This is a genomic window from Brevundimonas vesicularis, from assembly GCF_027886425.1.
Lineage (GTDB): Bacteria > Pseudomonadota > Alphaproteobacteria > Caulobacterales > Caulobacteraceae > Brevundimonas > Brevundimonas vesicularis_C.
In genome coordinates this window covers 1,441,731-1,464,865 of sequence record NZ_CP115671.1, presented here as the reverse complement: position 1 = coordinate 1,464,865, position 23,135 = coordinate 1,441,731, and the positions used below count along the sequence as shown (strand labels likewise).

Here is a 23,135-nt window from a genome sequence, read left to right as displayed (position 1 = left end):
ATGGCCGGAACGACGATCACCCTGCGCCTGACGATCGCCGATCCGGTCGCGGGCGTCGCCTACAGCCTGCAGGACAAGACGAACATGCCGGTCGAGCCGCGCATCGCCGCCAAAGGCCCGATCGGCTTCGACGCGCCCGTCACCCTGTCCGAGGATGGCCGCCTGACCGGCCCCTTCGTGCGGCGCGAGGGCGCGACGCGGCGGTTCGTCTATATCGCGATCGGCACGTCGGCCGGCCAGCACGCCAGCGAATGGAGCCGACGCGCCAAGATCGACGTCCACGACATTCCCGCCGATCTGCTGGCCCAGGCGCGCCAAGGCGAGGTGCTGGAAGTCGTCCTGCCCGGCCGCGCCAAGGACGGCGGCCCCGCCTGCGCGACCGTGCGGCCGATCCAGGCCTGGCGCGCAATCTGACCCTAGTCGGCGATCGGCCTGGTCAGGTCGAACTCGACGCGGAAATGCCGGTTGGAACGACGCAGCTCGTAGGCCAACACCCGTTCGGGATGAACCTCCATCGCCCAGACATTGGTGGTCGAGACCGCCGCGTCATTGGCTTTGAATAAGGCGATCGATTCGGCGTCGACCGGGAATTCCTGACGCTCGGCAGTGCCGGCGTTGACCGTATCGCCGCCGTACCAGTGCAGCACGTCGGTCGTCCCATCCGCATTTCGGTGATCGTGCTTCAGCCGAAGGCCGGTGTCGGTCTTGGTCAACACCCAGGTGCGCGAACGATCCGCCCCCACGGCGAAGGGAATACGCACCTCGTCCGGCGAACAGTCGCGAACATGCATGACCAGCCGCTCGCTGGCGAACCTGGCGTCGGCGGCGTCGGTGGTGACGACATGGCCTTCGAATCGTTGGCCGCACAGGGCGTTCAACCGCGCCATGAAATCGTCCTGGGACTGAGCCGGATCGGCCGTTGCGACGCCGAGGGACGACAAGGACATCAGGGCCGTAGCGGCCAGCAGGGATGCGATTTTCATGCAGTCAGACTATATGTGCGTTCCGCCTCATCAACGTGGCATCGCGCCCGTTGACTTTGGGGCGATCCTGAGTATGTTCCGCGCCTCTTATTTTAAGCGGCTTTCGCCGTCGCAGAGGTAATTCCGATGGCCAAACCGGCTTCCATCAAGATCCGCCTGAACTCCACGGCCGACACCGGCTTCTTCTATGTCACCAAGAAGAACGCCCGCACCATGACCGAGAAAATGGTCGTCAAGAAGTACGACCCCGTCGTGCGCAAGCACGTCGAGTTCAAGGAAGGCAAGATCAAGTAAGTCCTTGATCCGCTGAGAATTGAAAACGCCCGGCTGGTCTCCAGCCGGGCGTTTTTCGTTCTATTCATCGTGTCCGTCATCCTCGGGCTTGACCCGAGGACCGGAGGCTCAGCCGCATTGCGCATGAGGCGACGCACAGCCCGATCAGCGCCCGGTCCTCGGGTCAAGCCCGAGGATGACGGCTCCTGAACTTAAGCCGCCTTGGCGATGACCCGGTTGCGGCCGGCGGCCTTGGCCTCATAGACCCCCTCGTCGGCGCGCTTCAGCAGGCCTTCGGGCGTATCGCCGTCGCCGGTCGTGGCGGCCACGCCGATCGAGATGGTGATGGTGATCTGCTCCTTGCCGCCCATGACGCGGAACGGCGCGGAGGCGACGTCGCGGCGAATCCGTTCGGCGACGCGGCCGGCGTCTTCCAGACTGGCGCCTGGCATGACCACCACGAACTCCTCGCCGCCCATGCGGCATGGCAGGTCCACGGCCCTGACATTGGTGGCCAGGCGAACGGCGAACTCCACCAGCACCTCATCGCCAGCGTCGTGGCCGAAGCTGTCGTTGACCGACTTGAAGTGGTCGATGTCCAGAACCAGCACGGCCACCTGGGCCCCGCCCTGGGCCGCACGACCTACCAGCGCCTGCAACTGGCCGGTCATGTAGCGCCGGTTATGCAGGCCGGTCAGGGCGTCGGTGACGGCCATCTCCATGCTGCTGTCCAGCTTCTGGCGCAGGAAGTCGGTGTAGCGTTTACGCCGGATCTGGGTGCGAACCCGCGCCGAGAGTTCTTCGGTATCGACGGGGCGCGGCAGGATGTCGGCGGCGCCCAGTTCCAGCGCCTTGATCATGCGCGGCCGTTCGGTCGGCTCCACGATCGCCAGGATCGGCGCGCGGCGGGCATCGCCCGACTTGGCCTGAGCGACAATCCGAAGCCCGTCGAAGCTGGCGGCGGCGACGTTGACGATGATCAGGTCCAGCGCGCCCTTTGCCGCGACCAGCGCCGCCTCGGGATCGGTTTCGATTGTGACGCGATGTTCGCCCCCCAGTTCTTGGGCGATCTTCTCGGCCTGACGCTGGTCGTCGTCGACGATCAGAACCCGCCCGCCCTCGCTGCGCAGCCGCGCCGCATTGTCCGAATCGACGCCCAGGCGACGGCCGCTTTCTTCGCGCTCGCGCAGTTCGTCCATGACGTGCTTCAGCCGCGTCAGCGACTTGACCCGCGCGAACAAGATGACGTCGTCGATGGGCTTGGTCAGGAAGTCGTCGGCGCCGGCCTCAAGCCCGTTGATCCGATCCTCGCGCCCGTCCAGCGCCGTGACCAGCACGACGGGGATATGGCGCGTCTCGGCCTGGGCCTTCAGCCGTCGGCACGTCTCGAACCCGTCCATGCCGGGCATCATGACGTCGAGCAGGATCAGATCTGGCTGATGTTCAGCGGCGATGGCCAGGGCTGACAGGCCGTCGTTACAGGTCAGCACATCGTAATATTCGATGGTCAGCTTGGCTTCGAGCAGGCGGACGTTCACGTCCACATCGTCGACGACGAGGATACGGGCGCTCATCCGAGGTGCTGCCGGATGGTTTCGAGGAAATGCATGACCGAGATCGGCTTGGAGATATAGGCCTCGCAGCCGCCCTGACGGATCCGCTCCTCATCGCCCTTCATGGCGAAGGCGGTGACGGCGATGACGGGGATGTGGTTTAGCTCCTCGTCGTCCTTCAGCCATTTGGTGACTTCCAGGCCTGAGATTTCGGGCAACTGGATATCCATCAGGATCAGGTCGGGATGATGGGCGCGCGCCAGGGCGAGCGCCTGCAGGCCCTCGCGGGTCTGCAGGGTCTCATAGCCCTGGGAATCGAGCAGATCATGAAAAAGCTTCATGTTCAGCTCGTTATCCTCGACGATGAGGACTTTCTTGGACATCATCACCTGACCTGCGCGCCCCTCGAACGCGGGACGCCTCGTTGGTCGCATTCGTAGGCGCCCAGTCTTAAGTTGGGGTGAAGCCAACCTTACGGAGACCTTAAGCGTGGCCATCAAGGCCATCTGTCGCGACTGCCTGTGGACCGGCGAAGATCCCGCCGGGCCGCGCGAGAACCGCTGTCCGGCGTGCGGATCGCGGCGCGTGGTAGCAGACGCCGAACTGGACCAGTTGTCGATCGCCCACATGGACTGCGACGCCTTCTACGCCTCAGTGGAGAAGCGCGACCGGCCAGAGTTGCGCGACAAGCCGGTGATCGTAGGCGGCGGAAAGCGCGGCGTGGTCTCCACCGCCTGCTATGTCGCGCGTCAGTATGGCGTCGGCTCCGCCATGCCCATGTTCAAGGCGCTGAAGGCCTGTCCCGAGGCCGTTGTGATCAGGCCGGACTTCACCAAATACGTCTTCGAATCGCAGCGCATTCTGGGGGCGTTGGGACAGCTGACGCCCTTGATCCAGCCGCTGTCGCTGGATGAGGCCTGGGTCGATCTGTCGGGCACAGAGCGGCTGAACGGCGGCCCGCCGGCGCTGCAGCTGATCCGCTTCCAGAAACAGATCGAGGAGGAAACCGGCCTGACCGTCTCCATCGGCCTGGCGCCCAACCGCTTCCTGGCCAAGATGGCGTCGGAGATGGACAAGCCGCGCGGTTTCTCCGTCGTCGGGGCCGCCAACGCCCAGGCCCTGCTGGCGCCGCGCGCCGTAACCGCCCTGCCCGGCGTCGGGCCTGTGTTCGGCAAGGCGTTGCGCAGCGACGGCTATTCGACCATCGGCGATCTGGCGCGGGCCGACGTTCGCGATTTAGTCAAACGCTACGGCGAATCCGGTCTGCGCCTGCACGATCTGGCGCACGCCCGCGACGCCCGCGCCGTGAACCCTGAGCGCGACCGCAAGGGAATGAGCGCCGAAACCACCTTCAACGAAGACCTGACCTCGGCCGAGGCGCTGGAGGCCGAGCTGTGGCCCCTGTGCGAGAAACTGGCGTCCAAGGCCCGGCGCGACGGCGTCGCCAGCCGGGTGCTGGTGCTTAAGCTGCGCCGCACCGACTTCAAGATCGTGACCCGACGCGTCACCCTGCCCGATCCGGTGCAGACGGCGCGCGCCCTGTTCGCTGCGGGGCGCGATCTGCTGAAGCCCGAGCTGGGCCGCCCCTATCGCCTGATCGGTATCGGCATGGCGGACGTGCAGGACGCGGAGGACGCGCCCGCCGGCCTGTTCCAGACCAGTGAGACGCGCGCCTTGAAGACAGAGCGCGCCATCGACGTGCTGCGCGAAAAGTTCGGCAAGGACGCAGTGGTGGCGGGCCGTGCGCTGAAGCCGTAGGACAGGGCATGGATCTCGCTAAACGCGCCTATGACCACGGCTTTCGCCTGGACCCGATCGTCCGCAGTCTGCTGGACACGGACTTCTACAAGCTGCTGATGCTGCAGATGATCTGGCGCGAGCATCGCGACGTGCCGGTCGTCTTCCAGGTCATCAACCGCACCAAGGCTGTGCGTCTGGCTGACGAGATAGATATCGACGCGCTGCGCGAACAGCTGGATCACGCTCGCACCTTACGGTTCACCAACAAGGAACTGGTCTGGCTGGCGGGCAACAGCTTCTATGGCGTGAAGCAGATCTTCTCGCCCGACTTCATCGCCTGGCTGACCGACTATCGCCTGCCAGACTACGAGCTGTCGGTTCAGGACGGGCAGTATGTGCTGACCTTCTCGGGCGCCTGGGCCGAGGTGACGCTGTGGGAAATCCCGGCGCTGGCGATCCTGAACGAACTGCGCTGCCGGGTCGGGATGCGGCGCCTGGGCCGGTTTGAGCTGGACATCCTGTATTCGCGCGCCAAGACGCGGCTTTGGTCCAAGGTCGAGCGGCTGCGGCTCTTGCCCGACCTCGCCCTGTCCGACTTCGGCACGCGGCGGCGGCATGGCTTCCTGTGGCAACGCTGGTGCATTCAGGCGTTGAAGGAGGGGCTGGGCAAATCCTTCATCGGCACATCCAACGTCCTGCACGCCATGGAGAACGATCTGGAAGCCATCGGCACCAACGGCCACGAACTGCCGATGGTTCTAGCGGCCCTGGCGCCCGACGACGCGGCGTTGGCCCAGGTGCCGTATGCGGTGCTAGACGAATGGCGTCGGCACTATGCGGGCAATCTGCTGATCGTTTTGCCCGACGCCTTCGGCACCGAGGCGTTTCTGGACCAGGCGCCCGATTGGGTGGCGGACTGGACCGGTTTCCGTCCCGACTCGGCCCCGCCTATCCCGGCCGGCGAGCGCCTGATCGACTGGTGGCGCGCGCATGGGCGCGACCCGAAAGAGAAGCTACTGATCTTCTCGGACGGGATGGACATCGACGGGATCGAGGCGACCCACGCTCATTTCCACAGTCGCGCGCGTCTCAGCTTCGGCTGGGGCACCAATCTGACCAATGATTTCCGCGACTGTTCGCCCGCCTTCGCGCCTGAACTGGAGCCGATCTCCCTGGTGTGCAAGGTGGTCGAGGCCGGCGGTCGCCCCGCCATCAAACTGTCGGACAATCCGGCGAAAGCGGTCGGCGATCCCGGCGAGATCGAACGGTATCGCCGTGTCTTCGGTGTGCGCGGTCTGACGGCTCAACCCGTCACGGTCTGAAACCCGGCCTTAAGGCCGTCATGCGAAAAGGCGGGCATGAGCGCCTTTCTCGACAAGATGCGTCGCCGCGCCGGCCGCTATCTCGATGTCCGTCCTGCCGACGTGCGGACCGCCCGCGGCATCCTCAGCCTGTCGTTCGACGACATCCCGGCGTCGGCCTGGACCGAGGCCGGACCGATCCTGGCTCAGCACGGGATCAAGGCGACCTACTATGTCTGTGGAGGGCTGTCGGGCGGTCGCAATCTGGACCTGCCCCAGTTTGAGGTGGAGCATCTGCAAGCCCTCCATGAGGCCGGGCACGAAGTCGGCTGCCACACCTATGAGCATGTCTCGACCCTGAGCCTGTCGCCGGCCGAACTGGACGCCAGCCTGGCCCGCAACGCCGCCTGGGTGGCCGAGCGGCTGGACGGATATGAAATGCAGACCTTCGCCTATCCGTTCGGCGATTGCGCCTTGGGATCGAAAGCCGTGATCGACAAACGCTTTCTGTGCGGGCGCGGCGTCCGCGACGGGATCAACGCCGGGCGTTCGGATCGCAACCTGCTGCAGGCCATAGGCCTAGAGAGCCGTCGTCTGCCCGGTTACGATTTGGAGGCGCTGGTGGAGGAGACGAGAGCCTCGAAAGGCTGGTTGATCGCCTATGGCCACGACGTCAGCGACGCGCCGACGCCATACGGTTGCCGTCCGAAAGATATTGATCGGTTGATCCGGCTGGCCAAGGCGGCCGACCTGGACATCCAGCCGGTCGCGGCGGCGTGGCGGATGGCGACAGCCTGAGGGATCAGGCGGCCTTGCGCCGATCCGCCCAGGCGATCAGTTCCTTGCGCGGCCAGATCATCAGCCAAGACCGCGCGGTGTACTCCCCGCTGTCGATGAGCGCCTTCCTCGACGCCGAAGCCGTGCCGGCCCGTTCGGTGTGGATCTCGCCCGGTCCTTGGTGGACCATGAAGGCCCCGCCCTTCAGCGGGTTCAGCCGCAGGTGCGCCAGACGGGGGCTGATCTCGGTCAGGGGCGGATCGTAGAACCAGCTGGAGCCGATCATGCCGGCCAGTTCGGACCGCGCGCGGCACAGTTCGGCCGCTGTCGCCCAGGCCTCGTTCCAGCCGTCCTCGTTGAAGCCGCGCAACCAGCGGCTCTCGGTGTGAACCTCCAGCCAAGGCTCGCGCTTGGCGCCCGCCGCCAGATAGCGGAACAGCGGCTTGAGGCCCCAGCCGTCGCGAACGTGTTTGACGATCTGGCCCGGCCCGACCGGCGACGACAGGTCGATCACCTGACTTTTCGCGCCCGGCACGCTGAGCGCCAGGGTGAAGCGCACGTCCTTGGACCAGTGGTCAAAAACGTAGTCGCCCTCGGCCTTGTCCAGAAAACCCGCCAACTGTTCGATCCAGTATGGATAGAGGGCCATGATCTCGGCCGGCAGGTTCATGGCGGCTGCACGGTCGGGCAGTTGCAGCGCCCAGGCGGCGACCAGGCCCCGACGCACATTGTCCGATGCATCAGGGCCCAACAGCGCATCCACCGCCTTGGCCGGCATTTCGAAGTCCCAATGCGGCGCGGCCTCAGCGGCCTTTTGCGCGGCCGGGATTGCGGCGGCGTCCACGCGCGCGCGGTCTTCAGCGGACAACCGCGCCAGCACGGCATGGAAGGCGGCGACGTCGGGGGTCAGATGCATATCCATGATCGCACCATGACACGGCGCGGTTGGCGAACCTTTAAAGCGCGCCGAACGGGTGACGCCGGCCTTGCCCCGCGCTAAACCGCGCCCAGATAAACAGGAGCCCCCATGAGCATCGAAGCCCGCATCGCCGAACTCGGCCTCACCCTGCCGGAACCCGCCAAGCCGGTGGCCAGCTATGTCTCCTATGTCCGTTCGGGCGAACAGGTCACCATCTCGGGCCAGCTGTCGAACGACGCGAACGGCGGGATCAAGGGCACGGTTGGCGTGGACGTGACGCCGGAGCAGGCGCTGGAAGCCGCGCGCCTGTGCGGTCTCAACCTTATCGCTCAAATCAAGGCGGCCTGCGATGGCGATCTGGACCGGGTGGTCCGCATCGTGAAGCTGGGCGGCTTCGTTCAGGCCGGTCCCGACTTCACCGCCATTCCCGCCGTCATCAACGGCTGCTCGGACATGATGGTCGAGGTCTTCGGCGACGCCGGCAAGCACGCCCGCTCGGCCGTCGGCGTGTACAAGCTGCCGCTCGGCTTCGCCGTCGAGATCGATGCGATCGTGGATATCCGCTGATCTTTCAGATCTCGGTTCACGAAGGGATCGCCGACATCGGCCGAGAGGCCTGGGACGCGTGCGCGCTGCCCACCGGCGATCCCTTTGTCTCCTATGATTTTCTGCACGCGTGCGAGGCCTCGGGCAGCGCCGCGCCTCGCCAGGGCTGGGCCCCGCGCCACCTGGCCCTGAGGGGTGAAGACAACGCGGTGCTGGGCGTCATGCCCCTCTATCTGAAGGGCAACAGCCAGGGCGAATATGTCTTCGACCACAGCTGGGCCGATGCCTATGATCGGGCCGGCGGCCGCTACTATCCCAAGCTGCTGGGCGCCGTGCCCTTTACGCCCGCGACCGGCCCGCGCTTCCTGAACCATCCCGACGCCGACGCCGCCACCGTGCGTCAGGCCCTGATCCAGGGGGCGGTGACCCTGGTCGAACGGCTGGGCGTCTCCTCCCTGCACGTCAACTTCCCGACCGAAGCCGACTGGTCGGCCATGACCGAGGCGGACCTGCTGCCGCGCCAGGACATCCAGTTCATCTGGCGCAATAACGGCTATCGGACCTTCGACGATTTCCTGGCCGTCCTGTCGGCCAACCGCCGCAAGACCATCAAGCGCGAGCGCCGCGACGCCCAGGCCGATCTGGATATCCGCGTCCTGACCGGCGCCGACATCACTGAGGCCCACTGGGACGCCTTCTTCGCCTTCTACATGGACACCGGCTCACGCAAGTGGGGCCGGCCCTATCTGACGCGCGACTTCTTCAGCCGCGTGGGCGCGACCATGGCCGACCGGATCGCCCTGGTCATGGCGTTTCGGGATGAGACGCCCATCGCCGGCGCCCTGAATTTCATCGGCCGAGACGCGCTTTACGGCCGTCAGTGGGGCACGCTGGAAGACGTGCCCTTCCTGCATTTCGAGCTTTGCTATTATCAGGCCATCACGTTCGCCATTTCGCGTGGCCTGTCCCGCGTCGAAGCCGGGGCTCAGGGCGACCACAAGATCGCGCGCGGCTACCTGCCCTCCCCCGTCTATTCCGCCCATTTCATCGCCGACCCCGCCCTGCGTGATCCCGTCGCCCGGTATCTGAACGGCGAACGCCCGGCCGTCGCTGCGGAGATGCGGGCGATGACCGAGGACCTGTCGCCCTATAAACGGGCATAAATCGTCAGCTGATCCAGCTGGTTTCGCAATGATCCTGCCGCCACCCTTTGAGCGTTCGGGAATAGAAGCAAGTCTGGCCACCACCGCCCAACATGACCCATTCCTGCCCGACCGACAGCGCAGCCCGCGTTCTCAAAAGCGAATAAGTCGGAGGCTCGACGGAAAACCAAGGGTGAAATTCGCCGATCATATCGCTCTGATGACGACCCGGCTCAGGCAGCCCTAAAGAACGCCAATCGCATTTCGCCCTCGCCTCCAAACGCATTCCACCCGCGACGCCCTCCGGAGAAAAGTCCTTCAAAGCTTGCGCCATCAAAGCGCAGTCTACGGGCGTGACATGCTGCGCTCTCACTATCGGAACAGCGAAAGCGGCCCAAAGCGAGCCAAGGATGGCTACACCCGCCAACCCTGCCACAGTGGGCTTGATCCATTTATCGGTCGTATCGAGCCTTCCACGTAACATTAGATCTAAGGCAACCCACGCGACGGTCGCGACGATTCCGAAACCGGTCATACAGGGATAGACTGAAGCTCGGTTGTCGAAGTTCAGACGCACCATCAGTTCGGCGACAACGAAAGCGCAAATCATCAACACAGACGCCGCGGACGAATAGGCGGCGACCCAGCTGCGCGATCTTTTCGAAAGCCAGTCGTAGGTGCGATCAGCGCCTAGTAGGCAGATCGCGAATGCCGCCACGAAGAGGCCAACGCTTCCGAAATGAAAACCTTGGAAGTGAATGCAATAAGCCGCGACTAGCACACACAACGCCGCAGCACCTACGACCAGCGCTCTTAGAATCCCCAATGTCATGACGCCCTCCACCGCTTAGTTCTCCAGCAATATGGGTCATAAAAAAGGCCCGGCTGTTTCCAGCCGGGCCTTCCGCCTTCGCCTCTTTGAGGATCAGGCCGTCTCTTCTTCCTCGGCCTTCGCGGGCGCGTTGGCGCTCTTGATGTCGAAGTCGATCTTGCCGTCCTTCAGCTGGACCTTGACGTGTCCGCCGCGCGTCAGACGCCCGAAAAGGATGTCGTCGGCCAGCGGCTTCTTGATCGAGTCCTGAATGACCCGCGCCAGCGGACGCGCGCCGTACAGTTCGTCGAAGCCGTTCTTGGCCAGCCAGTCGGCCGCCTCGTCGGTCAGTTCGATGGTGATGTTCCGGTCGGCCAGCTGGGCTTCCAGCTGAAGGATGAACTTGGTCACCACCGAGCGGATCGTGTCGGCCTGCAAGGGCTTGAAGGCCACGATGGCGTCCAGGCGGTTCCGGAACTCCGGTGCGAACAGGCGCTGGATGGCCTTGTCGTCCTCACCCTCGACCTTGCCCCGGCCGAAGCCGATGGAGGCGCGGGCGTTGTCGGCGGCACCGGCGTTGGTGGTCATGATCAGAATGACGTTCCTGAAATCGACCTTCTTACCGACCGCATCGGTCAGCATGCCGTTGTCCATCACTTGCAGCAGGATGTTGTAGACATCCGGGTGGGCCTTCTCGATCTCGTCCAGCAGCACGACCGCGTGCGGATGCTGATCGACCGCGTCGGTCAACAGCCCGCCCTGGTCATGGCCGACGTAGCCGGGAGGCGCGCCGATCAGACGGCTGACCGTGTGGCGCTCCATATATTCCGACATGTCGAAGCGCTGCATCTCGATGCCCAAGGTGGCGGCGAGTTGCTTGGCGACTTCGGTCTTGCCGACGCCGGTCGGGCCGCTGAACAGGAAGCTGCCGATCGGCTTGTTCGGATCACGCAGACCCGCCCGCGCCAGCTTTATGGCCGCCGACACCTGTTCGATGGCCTGCTCCTGGCCAAAGACCGCACGCTTCAGATCGGTTTCCAGCTCGCGCAGGCTTTCGGTGTCGGACTTGGACACCGACTTGGCCGGGATGCGGGCCATCTTGGCGATGACGGCCTCGACCTCCTTCTGACCGATGACCTTCTTCCTCTTGGATTCGGTTAGCAGCATCTGCGACGCCCCGGCCTCGTCGATCACGTCGATCGCCTTGTCCGGCAGCTTGCGGTCGGTCATGTAGCGCGCAGACAGCTCCACCGCCGTGCGCACGGCGCTGTCGGTGTAGCGGACCTTGTGGTGCTGCTCGTAGTAGGTCTTCAGGCCCTTCAGGATTTTCACCGTATCCTCGACCGTCGGCTCGTTGACGTCGATCTTCTGGAAGCGACGCACCAAGGCGCGGTCCTTCTCGAAGTGCTGGCGATATTCCTTGTAGGTCGTCGATCCCATGCAGCGCAGCGTGCCGGACGCCAGGGCCGGTTTCAGCAGGTTCGAGGCATCCATCGCCCCGCCCGAAGTCGCGCCCGCGCCGATCACCGTGTGGATCTCGTCGATGAAGAGCACGGCGTTGTCGTGGTTCTCCAGTTCCTTGACCACCTGTTTCAGGCGTTCCTCGAAGTCGCCGCGATAGCGGGTGCCGGCCAGCAACGCGCCCATATCGAGCGAGTAGATGGTGGCGTCCTTCAGGACATCGGGCACTTCGCCGTTGACGATCTTGCGGGCCAGACCTTCGGCGATGGCGGTCTTGCCGACGCCCGGATCGCCAACCAGAAGCGGGTTGTTCTTGGTCCGACGGCACAGGATCTGGATCGAGCGATCCACCTCGGCCTGACGACCGATCAGGGGATCGACCTTGCCCTGGCGCGACTTCTCGTTGAGGTCGACGCAATAGGCTTCCAGCGCCTCGCCGCCCTGTTTGACGGCGGACGCATCCTCGGCCTCTTCGGGCGAAGCGCCCTTGGCCGGACGCGCCTCGTTGGCGCCCGCCTTCTTGGCGATGCCGTGGGCGATGAAATTGACCGCGTCATAGCGCGTCATGTCCTGCTCTTGCAGGAAGTAGGCGGCGTGGCTCTCGCGCTCGGAGAAGATGGCGACCAGGACGTTGGCGCCGGACACTTCCTCGCGGCCGGACGACTGGACGTGGATCACCGCGCGCTGGATCACGCGCTGGAAGCCGGCGGTCGGCTTGGCGTCCTCGCCGTCGCTGGTGGCCAGGGCGGCCAGGTCGTTGTCGACATAGAGGGTCAGCGCCGCTTTCAACGCCGACAGATCGACGTTGCAGGCCTGCATGACGCCGGTCGCGTCGGGATCGTCGATCAGCGCGAGCAGCAGGTGCTCGAGCGTCGCATACTCGTGCCTGCGCGCATTGGCGTATCCCACCGCGCGGTGCAGGGTTTCTTCGAGAGGACGGGAAAATGAAGGCATAGGGAGGCTCCTCTCAGTCCTTTTCCATCGTGCATTGCAAAGGGTGCTGGTGGCGGCGCGCCGTCTCGATGACCTGCGCGACCTTGGTCTCGGCGACTTCGTAGGTGAAGACGCCGCAGACGCCGACGCCATGCTGATGCACATGCAGCATGATGCGGGTGGCCTCTTCCCGGCTCTTCTGGAAGAACCGCTCCAGCACATAGACGACGAATTCCATCGGCGAATAATCGTCGTTCAGAATCAGCACTCGATAGAGCGAGGGCTTTTGCAGTTTCGGCTTTGTTTCGGTGACGACGGCGGTTCCTTGACCGCCGCCGGTCTCACCGGGCCTTTGTATGGGCATTCGTGTTCCGTAATCGGGGAGTCGTCTTGGCTCTCAGATAGGGAATGATGGCCTGAATTGAAGCGGCGTCCAGTCACGGCTTTCGTGAAGGGCGTCTGACAAAGATTTCACGTGATCGCAGGCGGTCAACGGCTCAGGTTGAGCGCCTCAAGTTGAACAGCTCCCGATCGCCATGCCTGCCGCCCTCGTCGCCGCCCTTTCGCTCGCCGCCTTCGCCCAGCCTACGCCGCTGGAAACCGCCGTCATGGCGGCCGACGCCAAACTGTTCGCTGTCTTCTTCGAGGGCTGCGATCCGGCCGGACTTCGGGCCATGCTCGCCGACGATTTCGAATTCTTCGACGACCGAGGCGGGCGTGTGGCGACCGACGCCGACAGCTTCGTGTCGCAATACGCCGCGCGCTGTCAGGACCGCAGCGCGCGCGACGCGTGGCGGACCCGGCGCGAGGCCCTGCGGGACGGTCTGGCGGTCTATCCCATCAACAACTATGGCGCAGTCGAAACGGGCGAGCACGTCTTCTACGAACGCCAGGGCGACGGACCCGAAACCCGCGTCGGACGCGCCCGCTTCACCCAGATGTGGAAACAGGAGGGGGCCGCGTGGAAGCTGGCGCGGGTCTTCAGCTACGACCATTCCGCCCTGCCCTGACAGCAAAAAGGCCCCGGAGCGAACTCCGGGGCCTTCTCGATTCTTCAGGCGGTTCGCGGGATTAGCGAGCGGCCTGGAAGGTTTCGACCGAGGTGGTGACGCGCTCATTGATCGGCTTGATGCTGTCCTTGACCGTGGCGGTGACGATCTCGTTCGTCTTGGTCAGCTCGTCGACATAGCGCTCCATCGACTTCTTGGCCCAGGCGGTCTGGAGTTCGAAGAACTCCTGTACCGAACGGGCGGTCGACAGTTCCTTGGAGGCGGCGACGCCGTCTTCCCACGAGGACTTGGCGAAACCCAGCGCCTGTTGCGACAGGGCCTCGGCGCCCTTCTGAGCGACGGTGACCGACTCGACCATGGCTTCCAGGGTCTTCTTGCTGTGCGCATTCAGCTCGGCCATCGAGGCCGTCGACTTGTCGATGCCTTCACGGAAGGCCTGCGTGCCGGCAGCCTGCATGGTTTCGGCTTGCGCCTTGACCTTGGCGGCGGCCGAAGTCGCGGCGGCGGTGGCTTGGTCGGCGGTTTTCTTCACGGTTTCAGCGGCGTCGGCCATGATCGTCTCTCAGATAAAAGGCCCTTGGGGACGGACCTGAGGGCGGAAATAATGACGCGAGAGGATCTCGCAGACCCACAATATGCTGCAAGTGCGAAGGTTTTTCAAGCGTTTTGTGCAATGCACAATATGATCGGCGATAACCTCGATCGACCGGTCAAATTTGCGTTGACGCGCGGTTAATTACCACGAAACCCGCGCTTCCTATGCTAGCTGTTTGTTCGTGACGGCCGGGGGGCCTGTCGCACCCTGCTCACCGAGGGGTTGTCCCGCCCATGATCCATTTGCTCCGCCGTGGCCTATTCGCCGTCCTCGCGCTTTCGCTAGTTCTGGGCGCAAACGTCAGGCCGATCGAGGCCCAGACCGCCTACTCGGCCCAGGAGAACAGCCGCTACGCCGCCATCGTGATCGACGCCGCCACGGGCGAGGTCCTGTTCGCGCGCAACGCCGACAGCCGTCGCTATCCAGCGTCCTTGACCAAGATGATGACGCTGTATCTGACGTTCGAGGCGCTGTCTCAGGGCAAGGCCAATGTGAACGACGTGCTGACGATCTCGCCGCGCGCCGCGTCCCAGCCGCCATCGAAACTGGGCCTGGCTGCAGGCCAGACCATCACCCTGGACAATGCCATGCGCGCCACCGCTGTGCGGTCCGCCAACGACATGGCCCTGGCCATTGGCGAGCACATCGGCGGATCGGAAGCCCGCTTCACCAATATGATGACGCAGAAGGCCGCGCAGTTGGGCATGACCCAAACGCGCTACTACACCGCAAACGGCCTGCCGGACGCACGTCAGGTGACCTCCGCACGCGACCAGGCCATTTTGGCGCGCGCGATCATGCGCGACTTCCCTCAGTACTACAGTTATTTCGGCCTTCACGACTGGGCCTACAACGGCCGCAACTACCGCAACACCAACGGCCTGCTGCCGACCGGGCGCGGCTATGACGGGATGAAGACCGGCTACACTAACGCCTCGGGCTACAACCTCGCCGCCTCGGCCGTGCGTGACGGGCGACGCCTGATCACCGTGGTCCTAGGCGGCCGTTCGACCGCCAGCCGCAACGCCCACGTCGCCGAACTCATGGACACCGGCTTCGAGGTCGAGCGCCGCCGTGCCCAGGGCGAGCGGATCCAGGTGGCCCAGACGTTCTTCGAGCAGCGTGGTTTCGGCGTTGGGTCGGCGATCGCCGACGCCCCGATCGCCTATGCTTCGGTCAATGACGACGAGGACGGCGTCGGCGCGGAATCCACCGCTGTCGCCTATACGGCCGCACCGGCGCCCGCCGCCCTGCCGACGCGTGTCGCGCCTGCCCCGTCGGAGCGCGCAGCCAGCCAGCGGGCCGCCGCGACGCTGCCGCCCATTGGTTCGGCGCCGGCCGCTTCTGCCGCTCCGCGTGCGCCCCGCAATGTCACCGCTTCGCTGAACGGCGCGCCGGCCAATGCTGTGGTCGCCCCATCCACCACGCCCCGTCGCTCGGCGTCGTCCGCAACGCGTGAACCCGCCCGCGCCGCTGCCCGCACGCCAGCCGGTCGCTGGGCAGTGCAGGTCGGCGCCTTCCGCGAAGAGAAGGTGGCGACCGACTGGCTGACCGAGGTCAACCGCCGCTTCCGCGATCAGTTCGCCACCGCCGAACGCAACGTCCAGACCGCCGGCGACTGGTATCGCTCGCGCTTCGTCGGCCTGACCGAAACCGGCGCAAAGTCCGCCTGTGAGGCGCTGGCTGCGCGTCGCGTGACCTGCATGGTCATCGGCCCCGACTGAGACCAAATCGGCGAGAACAAATGTTCTTGCTTTGTTCCGGATGATGTCGCATCGTCCTTCCCATGGAAACCGCCAAGGGAAGAGGCGCGCGTTCGAATGTCAGCGGCCGCTACGAGCCTGAGCAGCATCAGTCGTTCGATGACGGTTGGACGCAAGACGACGCCGAGGCCGCGCCACTGCGCACAACCCTCACCCCTGAACACGCCCGCACCATCATCGCCCGGAACGACAGTCCGGACATCGGCTTCGACCGCTCCATCAACCCGTACAAAGGTTGCGAACATGGCTGCATCTACTGTTACGCCCGTCCGTCCCATGCCTGGATGGGCCTATCCCCGGGCTTGGATTTCGAGAGCCGGATCTTCTTCAAGCCCCAGGCCGCAAGTCTGCTGGAACAGGCGTTCCTCGCACCCCGATACCGATGCAAGCGCATCCACATAGGCGGCAACACCGACCCCTATCAGCCGGTTGAACGTGATCTGAAGTCGACGCGCTCGATTCTGGAGGTCATGCAAAGATTCAGGCATCCGTTCAGCATCATCACCAAGTCGGTGTTGATCGCGCGCGATGCCGACATTCTGGGCCCGATGGGCAAGGCGGGGCTGGCCTCGGCCTTCGTCTCCATCACCACCCTGGATCGTGGGCTGGCGCGGGCGATGGAGCCGCGCGCCTCGACCCCCGCCAAGCGGCTGGAGGCGATCAGCCGCCTGGCCGACGCCGGTTGTCCGGTCGGGGTCGGGTTCGCCCCCGTCATTCCCGGTCTGAACGACCACGAACTGGAAGCGATCCTGGAGGCCGCCGCCAAGGCCGGGGCCACGCGGGCCATGTATGTCACCCTGCGTCTGCCGCTTGAGATCAAGGATCTGTTTCGGGAATGGCTGGCCGACGCCCACCCGGATCGCGCCGCGCGCGTCATGTCCCTGATCCGCCAGACGCGTGGGGGCAAGGATTATGACGCCGACTGGTCCCAGCGGATGAAGGGAACCGGCCCTGTCGCCGAACTGATCGGAACGCGGTTCAAGGCCGCCGTCAAACGCTACGGCCTCGACACCCCGCTCCGCCTGCTGGACGAAACCCAGTTCCGAGTGCCCGCAGACGCTCGGCCGCAGCTGGAGTTGTTCGGTTAGTCGTCCGCCGCGGAAGGGTCGATGGCGCGCGTGACCAGATCGCGCCAGGTGGGGTCGGCGTCATCGACCAGATCGACGTCCTCCATCAGGGCCACCGCGCCCTCTCCGTCCGGCAGGATCAGACCCAGGATTTCCATCTCCTCGCCATCGGCGCCGAGATGGCTTTCGGCCTGAACGGCCACCGCCGCCTGTTCACCGTCCTCATCCCACCAGATGACCGGCTGGGGCAGGTCCATGACGATGGGACGCGGATCGTCGGTCTCGCCCAAGGCGAACACCGCACGTCGTGCTTGAACGTCGTCCAGCGTCGCCACGGCGCCCGTGAACGGCTTCAGCCGCGTCCAGTCGTCGGCGTCGAAACCGCCGCCGTCCTCTTCGCTCGTGTCGTCCAAGGTCATCGTTTGAAAACCCCTACCAGTTCGACGTGCGAGGACCACAGGAATTGATCCACCGGGGTCACCGTCTCCAAAGTAAAACCGGCATCGATCAGCACCCGCGCATCACGCGCAAAGGTCTGAGGATTGCACGACACGCCCACGACGACGCCGGCCTTGGTGTCCGCGATCTGAGCCGTCTGGTCTATCGCGCCGGCCCGCGGCGGGTCGAACACAATGGCGTCGCATCCCTTCAGGTCATAGGGATTCATCGGCCGCCGAAACAGATCGCGCGCCTCGGCCGTGATGGCCTTCATCCCTTTGGCCGAACCGACGGCGGCCTTCAGCGCATCGATGCCCGGCTTGGATGCGTCCGCTGCGATCACCGGCGCTACCGTGGCCAACGGGAAGGTGAAGGTCCCTGCGCCGCAGAACAGATCGGCGATCTTCTTTGCGCCCTTCACCGCCGCCAGCGCGCGCGCAACCATCGCCGCCTCGGCCTGAGGGACAGCCTGCAGAAATCCACCCGCCGGCAGGGACACGGTGGCTGGGCCAAACGCCACCTTGGGCTGGCGCGCCATCACCAGGGTGTCGCCCGCCAGGCTGAGGCGCGCCAGATCGGCCCGGTGCGCGGCCTGAATGGCCTGCATCTGGGCGTCAGCCGACAGGCCGCCGCCCGAGCGGCGTTCGACCCCGGTCACATCAACGTCCAGCCCCGACAGGGTCCAGGTGACGTGCAGGGTCGGCGCGGACTTCGGATGTTCGAAAAAGGCGGCCGCGACCTGGGTCAGCGCCGGAATGGCCGCCACGATCCGGGGATCGGCGACCGGACAGGCCTTCACTTCGACCAGCCGCCAGGAGCGGCGCGCCTTGAAACCCAGCACAACCCGTCCATCCTGGGTGCGACGGGCATGAAGAGCCAGGCGGCGACGGCTGGCCGGCGGGGTCGCCACCGTCGCCTCGATCTCGGTCTCGATCCGCTCGCGCGCCAAGGCCAAGCGCACCTGCTCTCGCTTCCAATCCAGATACGGCTTTTCCGACCAATGCTGCAGCGAGCAGCCGCCACAGTCGCCATATTGAGGCGAGACCGGTGCGACCCGGTCGGGGCTGGGCGTGATGATCTCGACCTCTTCCAGCCGTCCGTCCGCGACGACGCCGCGCACCGTTTCGCCGGGCAAGGTCAGGCCGGCGAACACCGGGCCAGACGGCGTCTGGGCGACGCCGTCGCCTTGGCCGCCGACGCGGTCGATGGTGAGGATATCCATCGGCGGGCTTCTAGCCGCAGGTCCCCCTTCGCTCAAGCCACAGGGCCATCGCGGCAGGTTTGCTGAACATGAACGAAGATGAACGAACCGATCAATTGCCGTTCAGCTTCGCCGTCGTAAATCCTAGTGCAACGAGACACGAGGCTTTGCCGTTAACGTTTGACGGAAAACCGTTCGGTCCTCAGAGGGTTGGAAAATGCGTCTCACGAAAACATCGATCGCCGCCGTCGCCGCCCTGGCGTTCGGCGTCACGGCCGCCCCGCTCACGGCGTCGGCCCAGAACTATTACGGCAGCGGCTATAGCCACAACTATGGCACGGGCGCCTATAGCCGCTCGTACGATTACAACAGCGGCCGCTATTACGATCCTTGCGCGCGTGAGCGCCAAGGCCGCACCGGCGCCGGCGCGGTGATCGGCGGCGGCGCGGGCGCCGTCATCGGCTCGCAACTGGCCGCACGCGGTCGACGCACGGAAGGCAGCATCCTGGGCGGCGTGCTCGGCGCTGTCGTCGGGTCGCAGGTCGGTCGGTCCAGCTCGGACGCCTGCCGCAGCTATCAGAGCAGCTATGGCTCGAACGGCTATTATGCCCAGGGCTACAGCCAACCGAGCTACGGCTATTACGACGATCGTTACACCGGCGACCAAGGCTATCGCTACGACGATTACGACCGTCGCGACGACTATGCCTATAGCCGTGGCGGCTATTACGACGACCGCTCGCGCCCGGTCGACTCCTATCAGAATTCAGACGGATGCCGCCTGGCTGAAAGCCAGATCCGTCTGCCCGATGGTCGCACGGACACGCGCTACGTCCGCACCTGCCCCGACCAGTACGGCCGCTATCGCGTCGTCGATTAATTTTCAGCCCCCCTGTCGATCGACGACGTGACGGAGCCGCCGGAGGAGCAATCCTCCGGCGGTTTCTCTTTGTTTTGGGGCTATCGGCCTTCGGCCTACTTGAGCCCGTTTGGGGTTACGGCCCTAGCCCGGCTTCTTCGCCCACAGCAGGAACTCGACATTGCCGTCACCGCCGGTGATCGGGCTTTCGGTTGTCGCCTGCACCGCCCAGCCCAGCGCCTCCAGCCAGTCGCGCACGCGCTCCACGGCCGCCGCATGCGCCGCCGCATCCTTGATCACGCCCTTCTTGCCGCCGCCCGGGCCATCCGCCTCGAACTGCGGCTTGACGAGGGTGACCAGCTCCGCGCCAGGGGTTGCAAGATCGAGCGCGACTGGAAGCACTTTGATCAGGCTAATGAAACTGGCGTCGCAGACGACCAGCGACGGCGGCTGCCGGATCAGATCGGGCGTCAGGTCGCGCGCATCGGTGCGCTCCAGATTGATCACGCGTGGATCGGACGACACCCGTGCGTGCATCTGGCCGAAGCCGACGTCGACGGCGAACACCTTGTCCGCGCCGCGGTTCAGCAACACCTCGGTAAAGCCGCCGGTCGATGCGCCGACATCCAGCGCCACCCTGCCCTCGACGACGACAGGCCACAGGGTCAGGGCGTGGTCCAGCTTCAGCGCGCCGCGCCCGACCCAAGGGTGGGCGGGTTGGGCGTCGATCTCGGCATCCTCGGCGATCTGTTCAGACGGTTTGACGATCAGACGACCGTCCGCCTTGACGCGCCCCGCCTCAATGGCGGCGCGGGCGCGGGCGCGGGTGTCGAACAGACCTCTGGCGACGAGAATCTGGTCGGCTCGCCCCCTCATTTCCGCTCGTCCCCGCGAAAGCTGGGACCCAGTTCTTTCGCAAAGCACGCGCCTTGGATCATGCATGTCGAGACCGATCCTACGCTGGATCGGCCAAAGCGCTGGGTCCCAGCTTTCGCGGGGATGAGCGGAGGGAGGGTCATCCGATCTCGCTGAGACGCGCCAGCGCCGCCTGCAGCTTGACCTTGCCTGCCTCGGCCTCGGCCAGCTTGGCGCGCTGTTCGTCGACGACTTCCGGCGCGGCGCGGGACACGAAGTTGGGGTTGCCCAGCTTCTTGTTCACATGGCCGATGTCGCTGTCGAAGGCGGCGATTTCCTTCTCCAGACGGGCCCGTTCGGCGGTCAGATCGATGATGCCCGCCAAGGACAAGGCGATGGTCGAACCGCCGGACACGAAGGTCACGGCCCCTGTCGGCGCCGCGTCCGCAGAACCGACCTCGGACACCCGGCCCAGGGTCAGGATCAGATCGCGATGGCGGGCGATTCGCTCAACCGTCACGGCGTCGGGCGCGACAAAGGCCAGCGGCGGCTTGGCCGACGGCGGCACGTTCATTTCGGCGCGCAGACCGCGAATCTCGCCGACCAGATCGACCAGCCAGCCGATCTCGGCCTCGGCCGAAGCGTCGATGAAGGCGTCCGGCAGCACCGGCCACTCGGCGCCGATCAGCAAGCCGTCGCGGGCCGGACCTTCCTTGCCCAGTTCGGCCCACAGTTCCTCGGTGATAAAGGGCATGACTGGATGCAGCAGCTTGAGCGTCTGATCCAGCGTCCAAGCGGTCATCGCCCGCGTCTCGGTCTTTGCGGCTTCATCGGCGCCCTGGAAGACAGGCTTGGCCAGTTCCAGATACCAGTCGCAGAAGACGTTCCAGACGAAGCGGTACAGGGCGCCCGCCGCATCGTCGAAGCGTCCGCCTTCGATGGCCTCGGACACGGCGCGTTCGGCCTTGGTCAGCTCGCCGCGGATCCAGCGGTTGATCGTTTGATCGACGCTCGCGGGATCGAAGCCCGCCACCCGGCGCGCCTCGTTCATTTGGCTGAAGCGGGCGGCGTTCCACAGCTTGGTGCCGAAGTTGCGATAGCCCTCGATCCGCTGCTTCGACAGCTTGATGTCGCGCGTGCCCGACAGGATGGCCATGGTGAAGCGCAGCGGATCAGCGCCCAGCTCGTCGATGATGCCGAGGGGGTCGATGACGTTCCCCTTCGATTTGCTCATCTTCTGGCCCTTCTCGTCGCGCACGAGGCCATTGATGATGACGCGCTTGAACGGCGCCTCGCCCATGAAGTGCTGGCCCATCATCATCATCCGGGCGACCCAGAAGAAGATGATGTCCGCCGCCGTGACCAGGTCGCTGGTCGGATAGAAGCGCTCTAGGTCCTCGGTCTTCTCGGGCCAGCCCATGGTCGAGAACGGCCACAGGGCCGAGGAGAACCAGGTGTCGAGAACGTCCTCGTCCTGGGTCAGGGCGACCTCGGAATCATAGTCGGCCATCGCCTGTTCGCGGGCGTCCTCCTCCGTCTCGGCGACATAAATCTCGCCGTTCGGACCATACCAGGCCGGGATGCGGTGCCCCCACCACAGCTGGCGCGAGATGCACCACGGCTCGATGTTGCGCAGCCATTCGAAATAGATCTTCTCGTACGATTTCGGCTCGAACACCGTATCGCCCTGCTCCACCGCCTTCAGCGCGGGCTGGGCCAGGACCTTGGCATCGACGTACCACTGGTCTGTCAGCCACGGCTCGATAACGACGCCGGAGCGGTCGCCATGCGGGACGACATGTTTGGTTTTCTCGATCTCGCGCAGCCAGCCCTCTTCCCCAGCGCGAGCGACAATGGCCTTGCGCGCGGCGAAACGGTCTTGCCCGACGTAATCCGCAGGCACGTCGGGCGTATCGACGTCAGTGATGCGCCCGAAAGCGTCGAGGATATTCAGCGACGGCAGGCCGGCTCGCTTGCCCACGCCGAAATCGTTGAAATCATGCGCCGGCGTGATCTTCACCGCGCCCGAACCCTTGGTCGGATCGGCATAATCGTCGGCGACGATGGGGATGCGACGGCCGGTGATCGGCAGGGTCACGAACTTGCCGACCAGGCCGGCATACCGCCCGTCATCCGGATGCACCGCCACGCCGGTGTCGCCCAGCATGGTCTCGGGCCGGGTCGTGGCGACGACGATGAAGTCGCGCGTCTCCCATTCTGTGGCCCTGCCGTCCTCATCGAAGGCGACCGGGTGTTCATAGGTCACGCCGTCGGCCAACGGATAGGCGAAATGCCAATAGGCGCCGTCGATCTCGCGCTGCTCGACCTCAAGATCGGAAATGGCGGTCTGGAAATGCGGATCCCAGTTCACCAGACGCTTGTCGCGATAGATCAGGCCTTCCTTGTGCAGTTGCACGAAGACCTTGCGGACGGCGGCATTCAAACCCTCATCCAGGGTGAACCGCTCGCGCGACCAGTCGCAGGACGCGCCCAGACGGCGCAGCTGGCGCACGATGGTGCCGCCGCTCTCGGCCTTCCATTCCCAGACCTTGTCGATGAAGGCGTCGCGGCCCATGTCGCGGCGGCCGACATTGCCCTCGGACGCCATCTTGCGCTCGACCACCATCTGGGTCGCGATGCCGGCGTGGTCCGTGCCCGGCAGCCACAGCACCGCCTTGCCCTTCATCCGGTGATAGCGGGCCAGGATGTCCTGCAGGGTGTTGTTCAGCGCATGGCCGATATGCAGGCTGCCTGTCACGTTCGGCGGCGGAATGACGATCGAATAGGCCTCGGCGGCGCCGTCGGTGCGGGGCGCGAACAGGCCGCTCTCTTCCCACTGGGCGTAAAGGCGGGGCTCGGCGGCCTGGGGTTCGAAAGTCTTCTCAAGCATTGGAATAGGTCTTTTGCA

The 23,135-nt window shown here is 65.2% G+C and carries 23 protein-coding genes; 11 read left to right on the top strand and 12 right to left on the bottom strand.

The genetic code is table 11. The features are described from left to right. Positions 1–414, top strand: coding sequence for a DUF5990 family protein (locus tag PFY01_RS07325; RefSeq protein WP_271042973.1), 414 nt, complete (start codon positions 1–3; stop codon positions 412–414). Positions 415–416: 2 nt separating this feature from the next. Here the strand turns inward: PFY01_RS07325 and PFY01_RS07320 are convergent, their stop codons facing one another. Then, positions 417–983 carry a hypothetical protein gene (locus PFY01_RS07320; RefSeq protein WP_271042972.1) on the bottom strand — a complete coding sequence of 189 codons (567 nt, stop codon included), beginning with the start codon at positions 981–983 and terminating at the stop codon, positions 417–419. Between the two features lie 126 nt (positions 984–1,109). Here PFY01_RS07320 and rpmG point away from each other — a divergent pair, with 126 nt between their 5' ends. Beyond that, the gene (gene rpmG / locus PFY01_RS07315; RefSeq protein WP_003164451.1) at positions 1,110–1,277 is read left to right on the top strand and encodes a 50S ribosomal protein L33; all 168 of its coding nucleotides are present in this window, start codon (positions 1,110–1,112) and stop codon (positions 1,275–1,277) included. Between the two features lie 191 nt (positions 1,278–1,468). On the opposite strand, the gene PFY01_RS07310 is transcribed toward rpmG, so the two are convergent. Both PFY01_RS07310 and PFY01_RS07305 read right to left on the bottom strand, forming a co-directional pair. Next, the gene (locus tag PFY01_RS07310; protein WP_271042971.1) at positions 1,469–2,830 is read right to left on the bottom strand and encodes a PleD family two-component system response regulator; all 1,362 of its coding nucleotides are present in this window, start codon (positions 2,828–2,830) and stop codon (positions 1,469–1,471) included. Next, positions 2,827–3,192 (bottom strand): response regulator, encoded by a 366-nt coding sequence (locus PFY01_RS07305; RefSeq protein WP_164952723.1) that lies wholly within the window; start codon positions 3,190–3,192, stop codon positions 2,827–2,829. Before PFY01_RS07305 ends, PFY01_RS07310 begins: the two co-directional genes overlap by 4 nt. 106 nt (positions 3,193–3,298) lie before the next feature. On the opposite strand from PFY01_RS07305, the gene PFY01_RS07300 reads away from it, so the two are divergent. The 3 genes from PFY01_RS07300 to PFY01_RS07290 are packed head-to-tail and all read left to right on the top strand — an operon-like array spanning position 3,299 to position 6,648. Continuing rightward, the gene (locus PFY01_RS07300) at positions 3,299–4,567 is read left to right on the top strand and encodes a DNA polymerase IV (protein ID WP_271042970.1); all 1,269 of its coding nucleotides are present in this window, start codon (positions 3,299–3,301) and stop codon (positions 4,565–4,567) included. Between the two features lie 8 nt (positions 4,568–4,575). Then, positions 4,576–5,871, top strand: coding sequence for a nicotinate phosphoribosyltransferase (gene pncB / locus PFY01_RS07295; protein ID WP_271042969.1), 1,296 nt, complete (start codon positions 4,576–4,578; stop codon positions 5,869–5,871). Between the two features lie 36 nt (positions 5,872–5,907). After that, a complete protein-coding gene (locus PFY01_RS07290; protein ID WP_271042968.1) occupies positions 5,908–6,648 on the top strand; it encodes a polysaccharide deacetylase family protein in 741 nt (246 codons plus the stop codon). A 4-nt stretch (positions 6,649–6,652) separates the two neighbouring features. Here the strand turns inward: PFY01_RS07290 and PFY01_RS07285 are convergent, their stop codons facing one another. Next, a complete protein-coding gene (locus PFY01_RS07285) occupies positions 6,653–7,549 on the bottom strand; it encodes a hypothetical protein (RefSeq protein ID WP_271042967.1) in 897 nt (298 codons plus the stop codon). A gap of 105 nt (positions 7,550–7,654) precedes the next feature. On the opposite strand from PFY01_RS07285, the gene PFY01_RS07280 reads away from it, so the two are divergent. Together PFY01_RS07280 and PFY01_RS07275 are read left to right on the top strand one after the other, a co-directional pair. After that, complete coding sequence (locus PFY01_RS07280) at positions 7,655–8,113, top strand: RidA family protein (protein ID WP_271042966.1); 459 nt, start codon at positions 7,655–7,657, stop codon at positions 8,111–8,113. Further along, entirely contained in the window at positions 8,110–9,255 is a 1,146-nt protein-coding gene (locus PFY01_RS07275; RefSeq protein ID WP_271043038.1) for a GNAT family N-acetyltransferase, read from the top strand. The genes PFY01_RS07280 and PFY01_RS07275 overlap by 4 nt, the downstream gene beginning before the upstream one ends. A 4-nt stretch (positions 9,256–9,259) precedes the next feature. Here PFY01_RS07275 and PFY01_RS07270 read toward each other — a convergent pair whose 3' ends face one another. From PFY01_RS07270 to clpS, 3 genes are all read right to left on the bottom strand, one after another. Then, the gene (locus PFY01_RS07270) at positions 9,260–10,066 is read right to left on the bottom strand and encodes a hypothetical protein (protein WP_271042965.1); all 807 of its coding nucleotides are present in this window, start codon (positions 10,064–10,066) and stop codon (positions 9,260–9,262) included. Between the two features lie 93 nt (positions 10,067–10,159). Beyond that, complete coding sequence (clpA, locus tag PFY01_RS07265) at positions 10,160–12,460, bottom strand: ATP-dependent Clp protease ATP-binding subunit ClpA (RefSeq protein WP_271042964.1); 2,301 nt, start codon at positions 12,458–12,460, stop codon at positions 10,160–10,162. Positions 12,461–12,473: 13 nt separating this feature from the next. Further along, complete coding sequence (gene clpS / locus PFY01_RS07260) at positions 12,474–12,803, bottom strand: ATP-dependent Clp protease adapter ClpS (protein WP_017504641.1); 330 nt, start codon at positions 12,801–12,803, stop codon at positions 12,474–12,476. A 172-nt stretch (positions 12,804–12,975) separates the two neighbouring features. Between clpS and PFY01_RS07255 the strand changes: the two genes are divergently transcribed. Further along, positions 12,976–13,449 carry a nuclear transport factor 2 family protein gene (locus PFY01_RS07255; protein ID WP_271042963.1) on the top strand — a complete coding sequence of 158 codons (474 nt, stop codon included), beginning with the start codon at positions 12,976–12,978 and terminating at the stop codon, positions 13,447–13,449. 61 nt (positions 13,450–13,510) lie between these two features. Here PFY01_RS07255 and PFY01_RS07250 read toward each other — a convergent pair whose 3' ends face one another. Continuing rightward, a complete protein-coding gene (locus PFY01_RS07250; RefSeq protein ID WP_271042962.1) occupies positions 13,511–14,002 on the bottom strand; it encodes a phasin family protein in 492 nt (163 codons plus the stop codon). A gap of 275 nt (positions 14,003–14,277) precedes the next feature. Between PFY01_RS07250 and PFY01_RS07245 the strand changes: the two genes are divergently transcribed. Together PFY01_RS07245 and PFY01_RS07240 are read left to right on the top strand one after the other, a co-directional pair. After that, positions 14,278–15,768, top strand: a complete 1,491-nt coding sequence (locus PFY01_RS07245; protein ID WP_271042961.1) for a D-alanyl-D-alanine carboxypeptidase family protein — start codon at positions 14,278–14,280, stop codon at positions 15,766–15,768. 62 nt (positions 15,769–15,830) lie between these two features. Further along, positions 15,831–16,895: a PA0069 family radical SAM protein gene (locus PFY01_RS07240; RefSeq protein ID WP_271042960.1), complete on the top strand. Its 1,065-nt coding sequence runs from the start codon at positions 15,831–15,833 to the stop codon at positions 16,893–16,895. On the opposite strand, the gene PFY01_RS07235 is transcribed toward PFY01_RS07240, so the two are convergent. After that, positions 16,892–17,293: a hypothetical protein gene (locus tag PFY01_RS07235; RefSeq protein WP_271042959.1), complete on the bottom strand. Its 402-nt coding sequence runs from the start codon at positions 17,291–17,293 to the stop codon at positions 16,892–16,894. The genes PFY01_RS07240 and PFY01_RS07235 overlap by 4 nt on opposite strands. Next, positions 17,290–18,534, bottom strand: coding sequence for a class I SAM-dependent RNA methyltransferase (locus tag PFY01_RS07230; RefSeq protein WP_271042958.1), 1,245 nt, complete (start codon positions 18,532–18,534; stop codon positions 17,290–17,292). The genes PFY01_RS07235 and PFY01_RS07230 overlap by 4 nt, the downstream gene beginning before the upstream one ends. 196 nt (positions 18,535–18,730) lie before the next feature. Here PFY01_RS07230 and PFY01_RS07225 point away from each other — a divergent pair, with 196 nt between their 5' ends. After that, entirely contained in the window at positions 18,731–19,393 is a 663-nt protein-coding gene (locus tag PFY01_RS07225; RefSeq protein WP_271042957.1) for a glycine zipper 2TM domain-containing protein, read from the top strand. 123 nt (positions 19,394–19,516) lie between these two features. Here the strand turns inward: PFY01_RS07225 and PFY01_RS07220 are convergent, their stop codons facing one another. Then, the gene (locus PFY01_RS07220) at positions 19,517–20,248 is read right to left on the bottom strand and encodes a TlyA family RNA methyltransferase (RefSeq protein ID WP_271042956.1); all 732 of its coding nucleotides are present in this window, start codon (positions 20,246–20,248) and stop codon (positions 19,517–19,519) included. A 139-nt stretch (positions 20,249–20,387) separates the two neighbouring features. Next, on the bottom strand, positions 20,388–23,117 hold the full coding sequence (locus PFY01_RS07215; RefSeq protein ID WP_271042955.1) for a valine--tRNA ligase: 2,730 nt from the start codon (positions 23,115–23,117) through the stop codon (positions 20,388–20,390). Positions 23,118–23,135 lie beyond the last annotated feature (18 nt).

Bases quoted from the DNA above. Each gene is read 5' to 3' on its own strand.
- PFY01_RS07250 (WP_271042962.1), bottom strand. From the start codon at position 14,002: ATGGCCGACGCCGCTGAAACCGTGAAGAAAACCGCCGACCAAGCCACC.
- PFY01_RS07320 (WP_271042972.1), bottom strand. From the start codon at position 983: ATGAAAATCGCATCCCTGCTGGCCGCTACGGCCCTGATGTCCTTGTCG.
- PFY01_RS07305 (WP_164952723.1), bottom strand. From the start codon at position 3,192: ATGTCCAAGAAAGTCCTCATCGTCGAGGATAACGAGCTGAACATGAAG.
- PFY01_RS07255 (WP_271042963.1), top strand. From the start codon at position 12,976: ATGCCTGCCGCCCTCGTCGCCGCCCTTTCGCTCGCCGCCTTCGCCCAG.
- PFY01_RS07325 (WP_271042973.1), top strand. From the start codon at position 1: ATGGCCGGAACGACGATCACCCTGCGCCTGACGATCGCCGATCCGGTC.
- PFY01_RS07310 (WP_271042971.1), bottom strand. From the start codon at position 2,830: ATGAGCGCCCGTATCCTCGTCGTCGACGATGTGGACGTGAACGTCCGC.
- PFY01_RS07230 (WP_271042958.1), bottom strand. From the start codon at position 18,534: ATGGATATCCTCACCATCGACCGCGTCGGCGGCCAAGGCGACGGCGTC.
- PFY01_RS07220 (WP_271042956.1), bottom strand. From the start codon at position 20,248: ATGAGGGGGCGAGCCGACCAGATTCTCGTCGCCAGAGGTCTGTTCGAC.
- PFY01_RS07240 (WP_271042960.1), top strand. From the start codon at position 15,831: ATGGAAACCGCCAAGGGAAGAGGCGCGCGTTCGAATGTCAGCGGCCGC.
- PFY01_RS07280 (WP_271042966.1), top strand. From the start codon at position 7,655: ATGAGCATCGAAGCCCGCATCGCCGAACTCGGCCTCACCCTGCCGGAA.
- PFY01_RS07285 (WP_271042967.1), bottom strand. From the start codon at position 7,549: ATGGATATGCATCTGACCCCCGACGTCGCCGCCTTCCATGCCGTGCTG.
- PFY01_RS07215 (WP_271042955.1), bottom strand. From the start codon at position 23,117: ATGCTTGAGAAGACTTTCGAACCCCAGGCCGCCGAGCCCCGCCTTTAC.
- PFY01_RS07245 (WP_271042961.1), top strand. From the start codon at position 14,278: ATGATCCATTTGCTCCGCCGTGGCCTATTCGCCGTCCTCGCGCTTTCG.
- clpS (WP_017504641.1), bottom strand. From the start codon at position 12,803: ATGCCCATACAAAGGCCCGGTGAGACCGGCGGCGGTCAAGGAACCGCC.
- PFY01_RS07225 (WP_271042957.1), top strand. From the start codon at position 18,731: ATGCGTCTCACGAAAACATCGATCGCCGCCGTCGCCGCCCTGGCGTTC.
- PFY01_RS07290 (WP_271042968.1), top strand. From the start codon at position 5,908: ATGAGCGCCTTTCTCGACAAGATGCGTCGCCGCGCCGGCCGCTATCTC.
- pncB (WP_271042969.1), top strand. From the start codon at position 4,576: ATGGATCTCGCTAAACGCGCCTATGACCACGGCTTTCGCCTGGACCCG.
- PFY01_RS07235 (WP_271042959.1), bottom strand. From the start codon at position 17,293: ATGACCTTGGACGACACGAGCGAAGAGGACGGCGGCGGTTTCGACGCC.
- clpA (WP_271042964.1), bottom strand. From the start codon at position 12,460: ATGCCTTCATTTTCCCGTCCTCTCGAAGAAACCCTGCACCGCGCGGTG.
- rpmG (WP_003164451.1), top strand. From the start codon at position 1,110: ATGGCCAAACCGGCTTCCATCAAGATCCGCCTGAACTCCACGGCCGAC.
- PFY01_RS07270 (WP_271042965.1), bottom strand. From the start codon at position 10,066: ATGACATTGGGGATTCTAAGAGCGCTGGTCGTAGGTGCTGCGGCGTTG.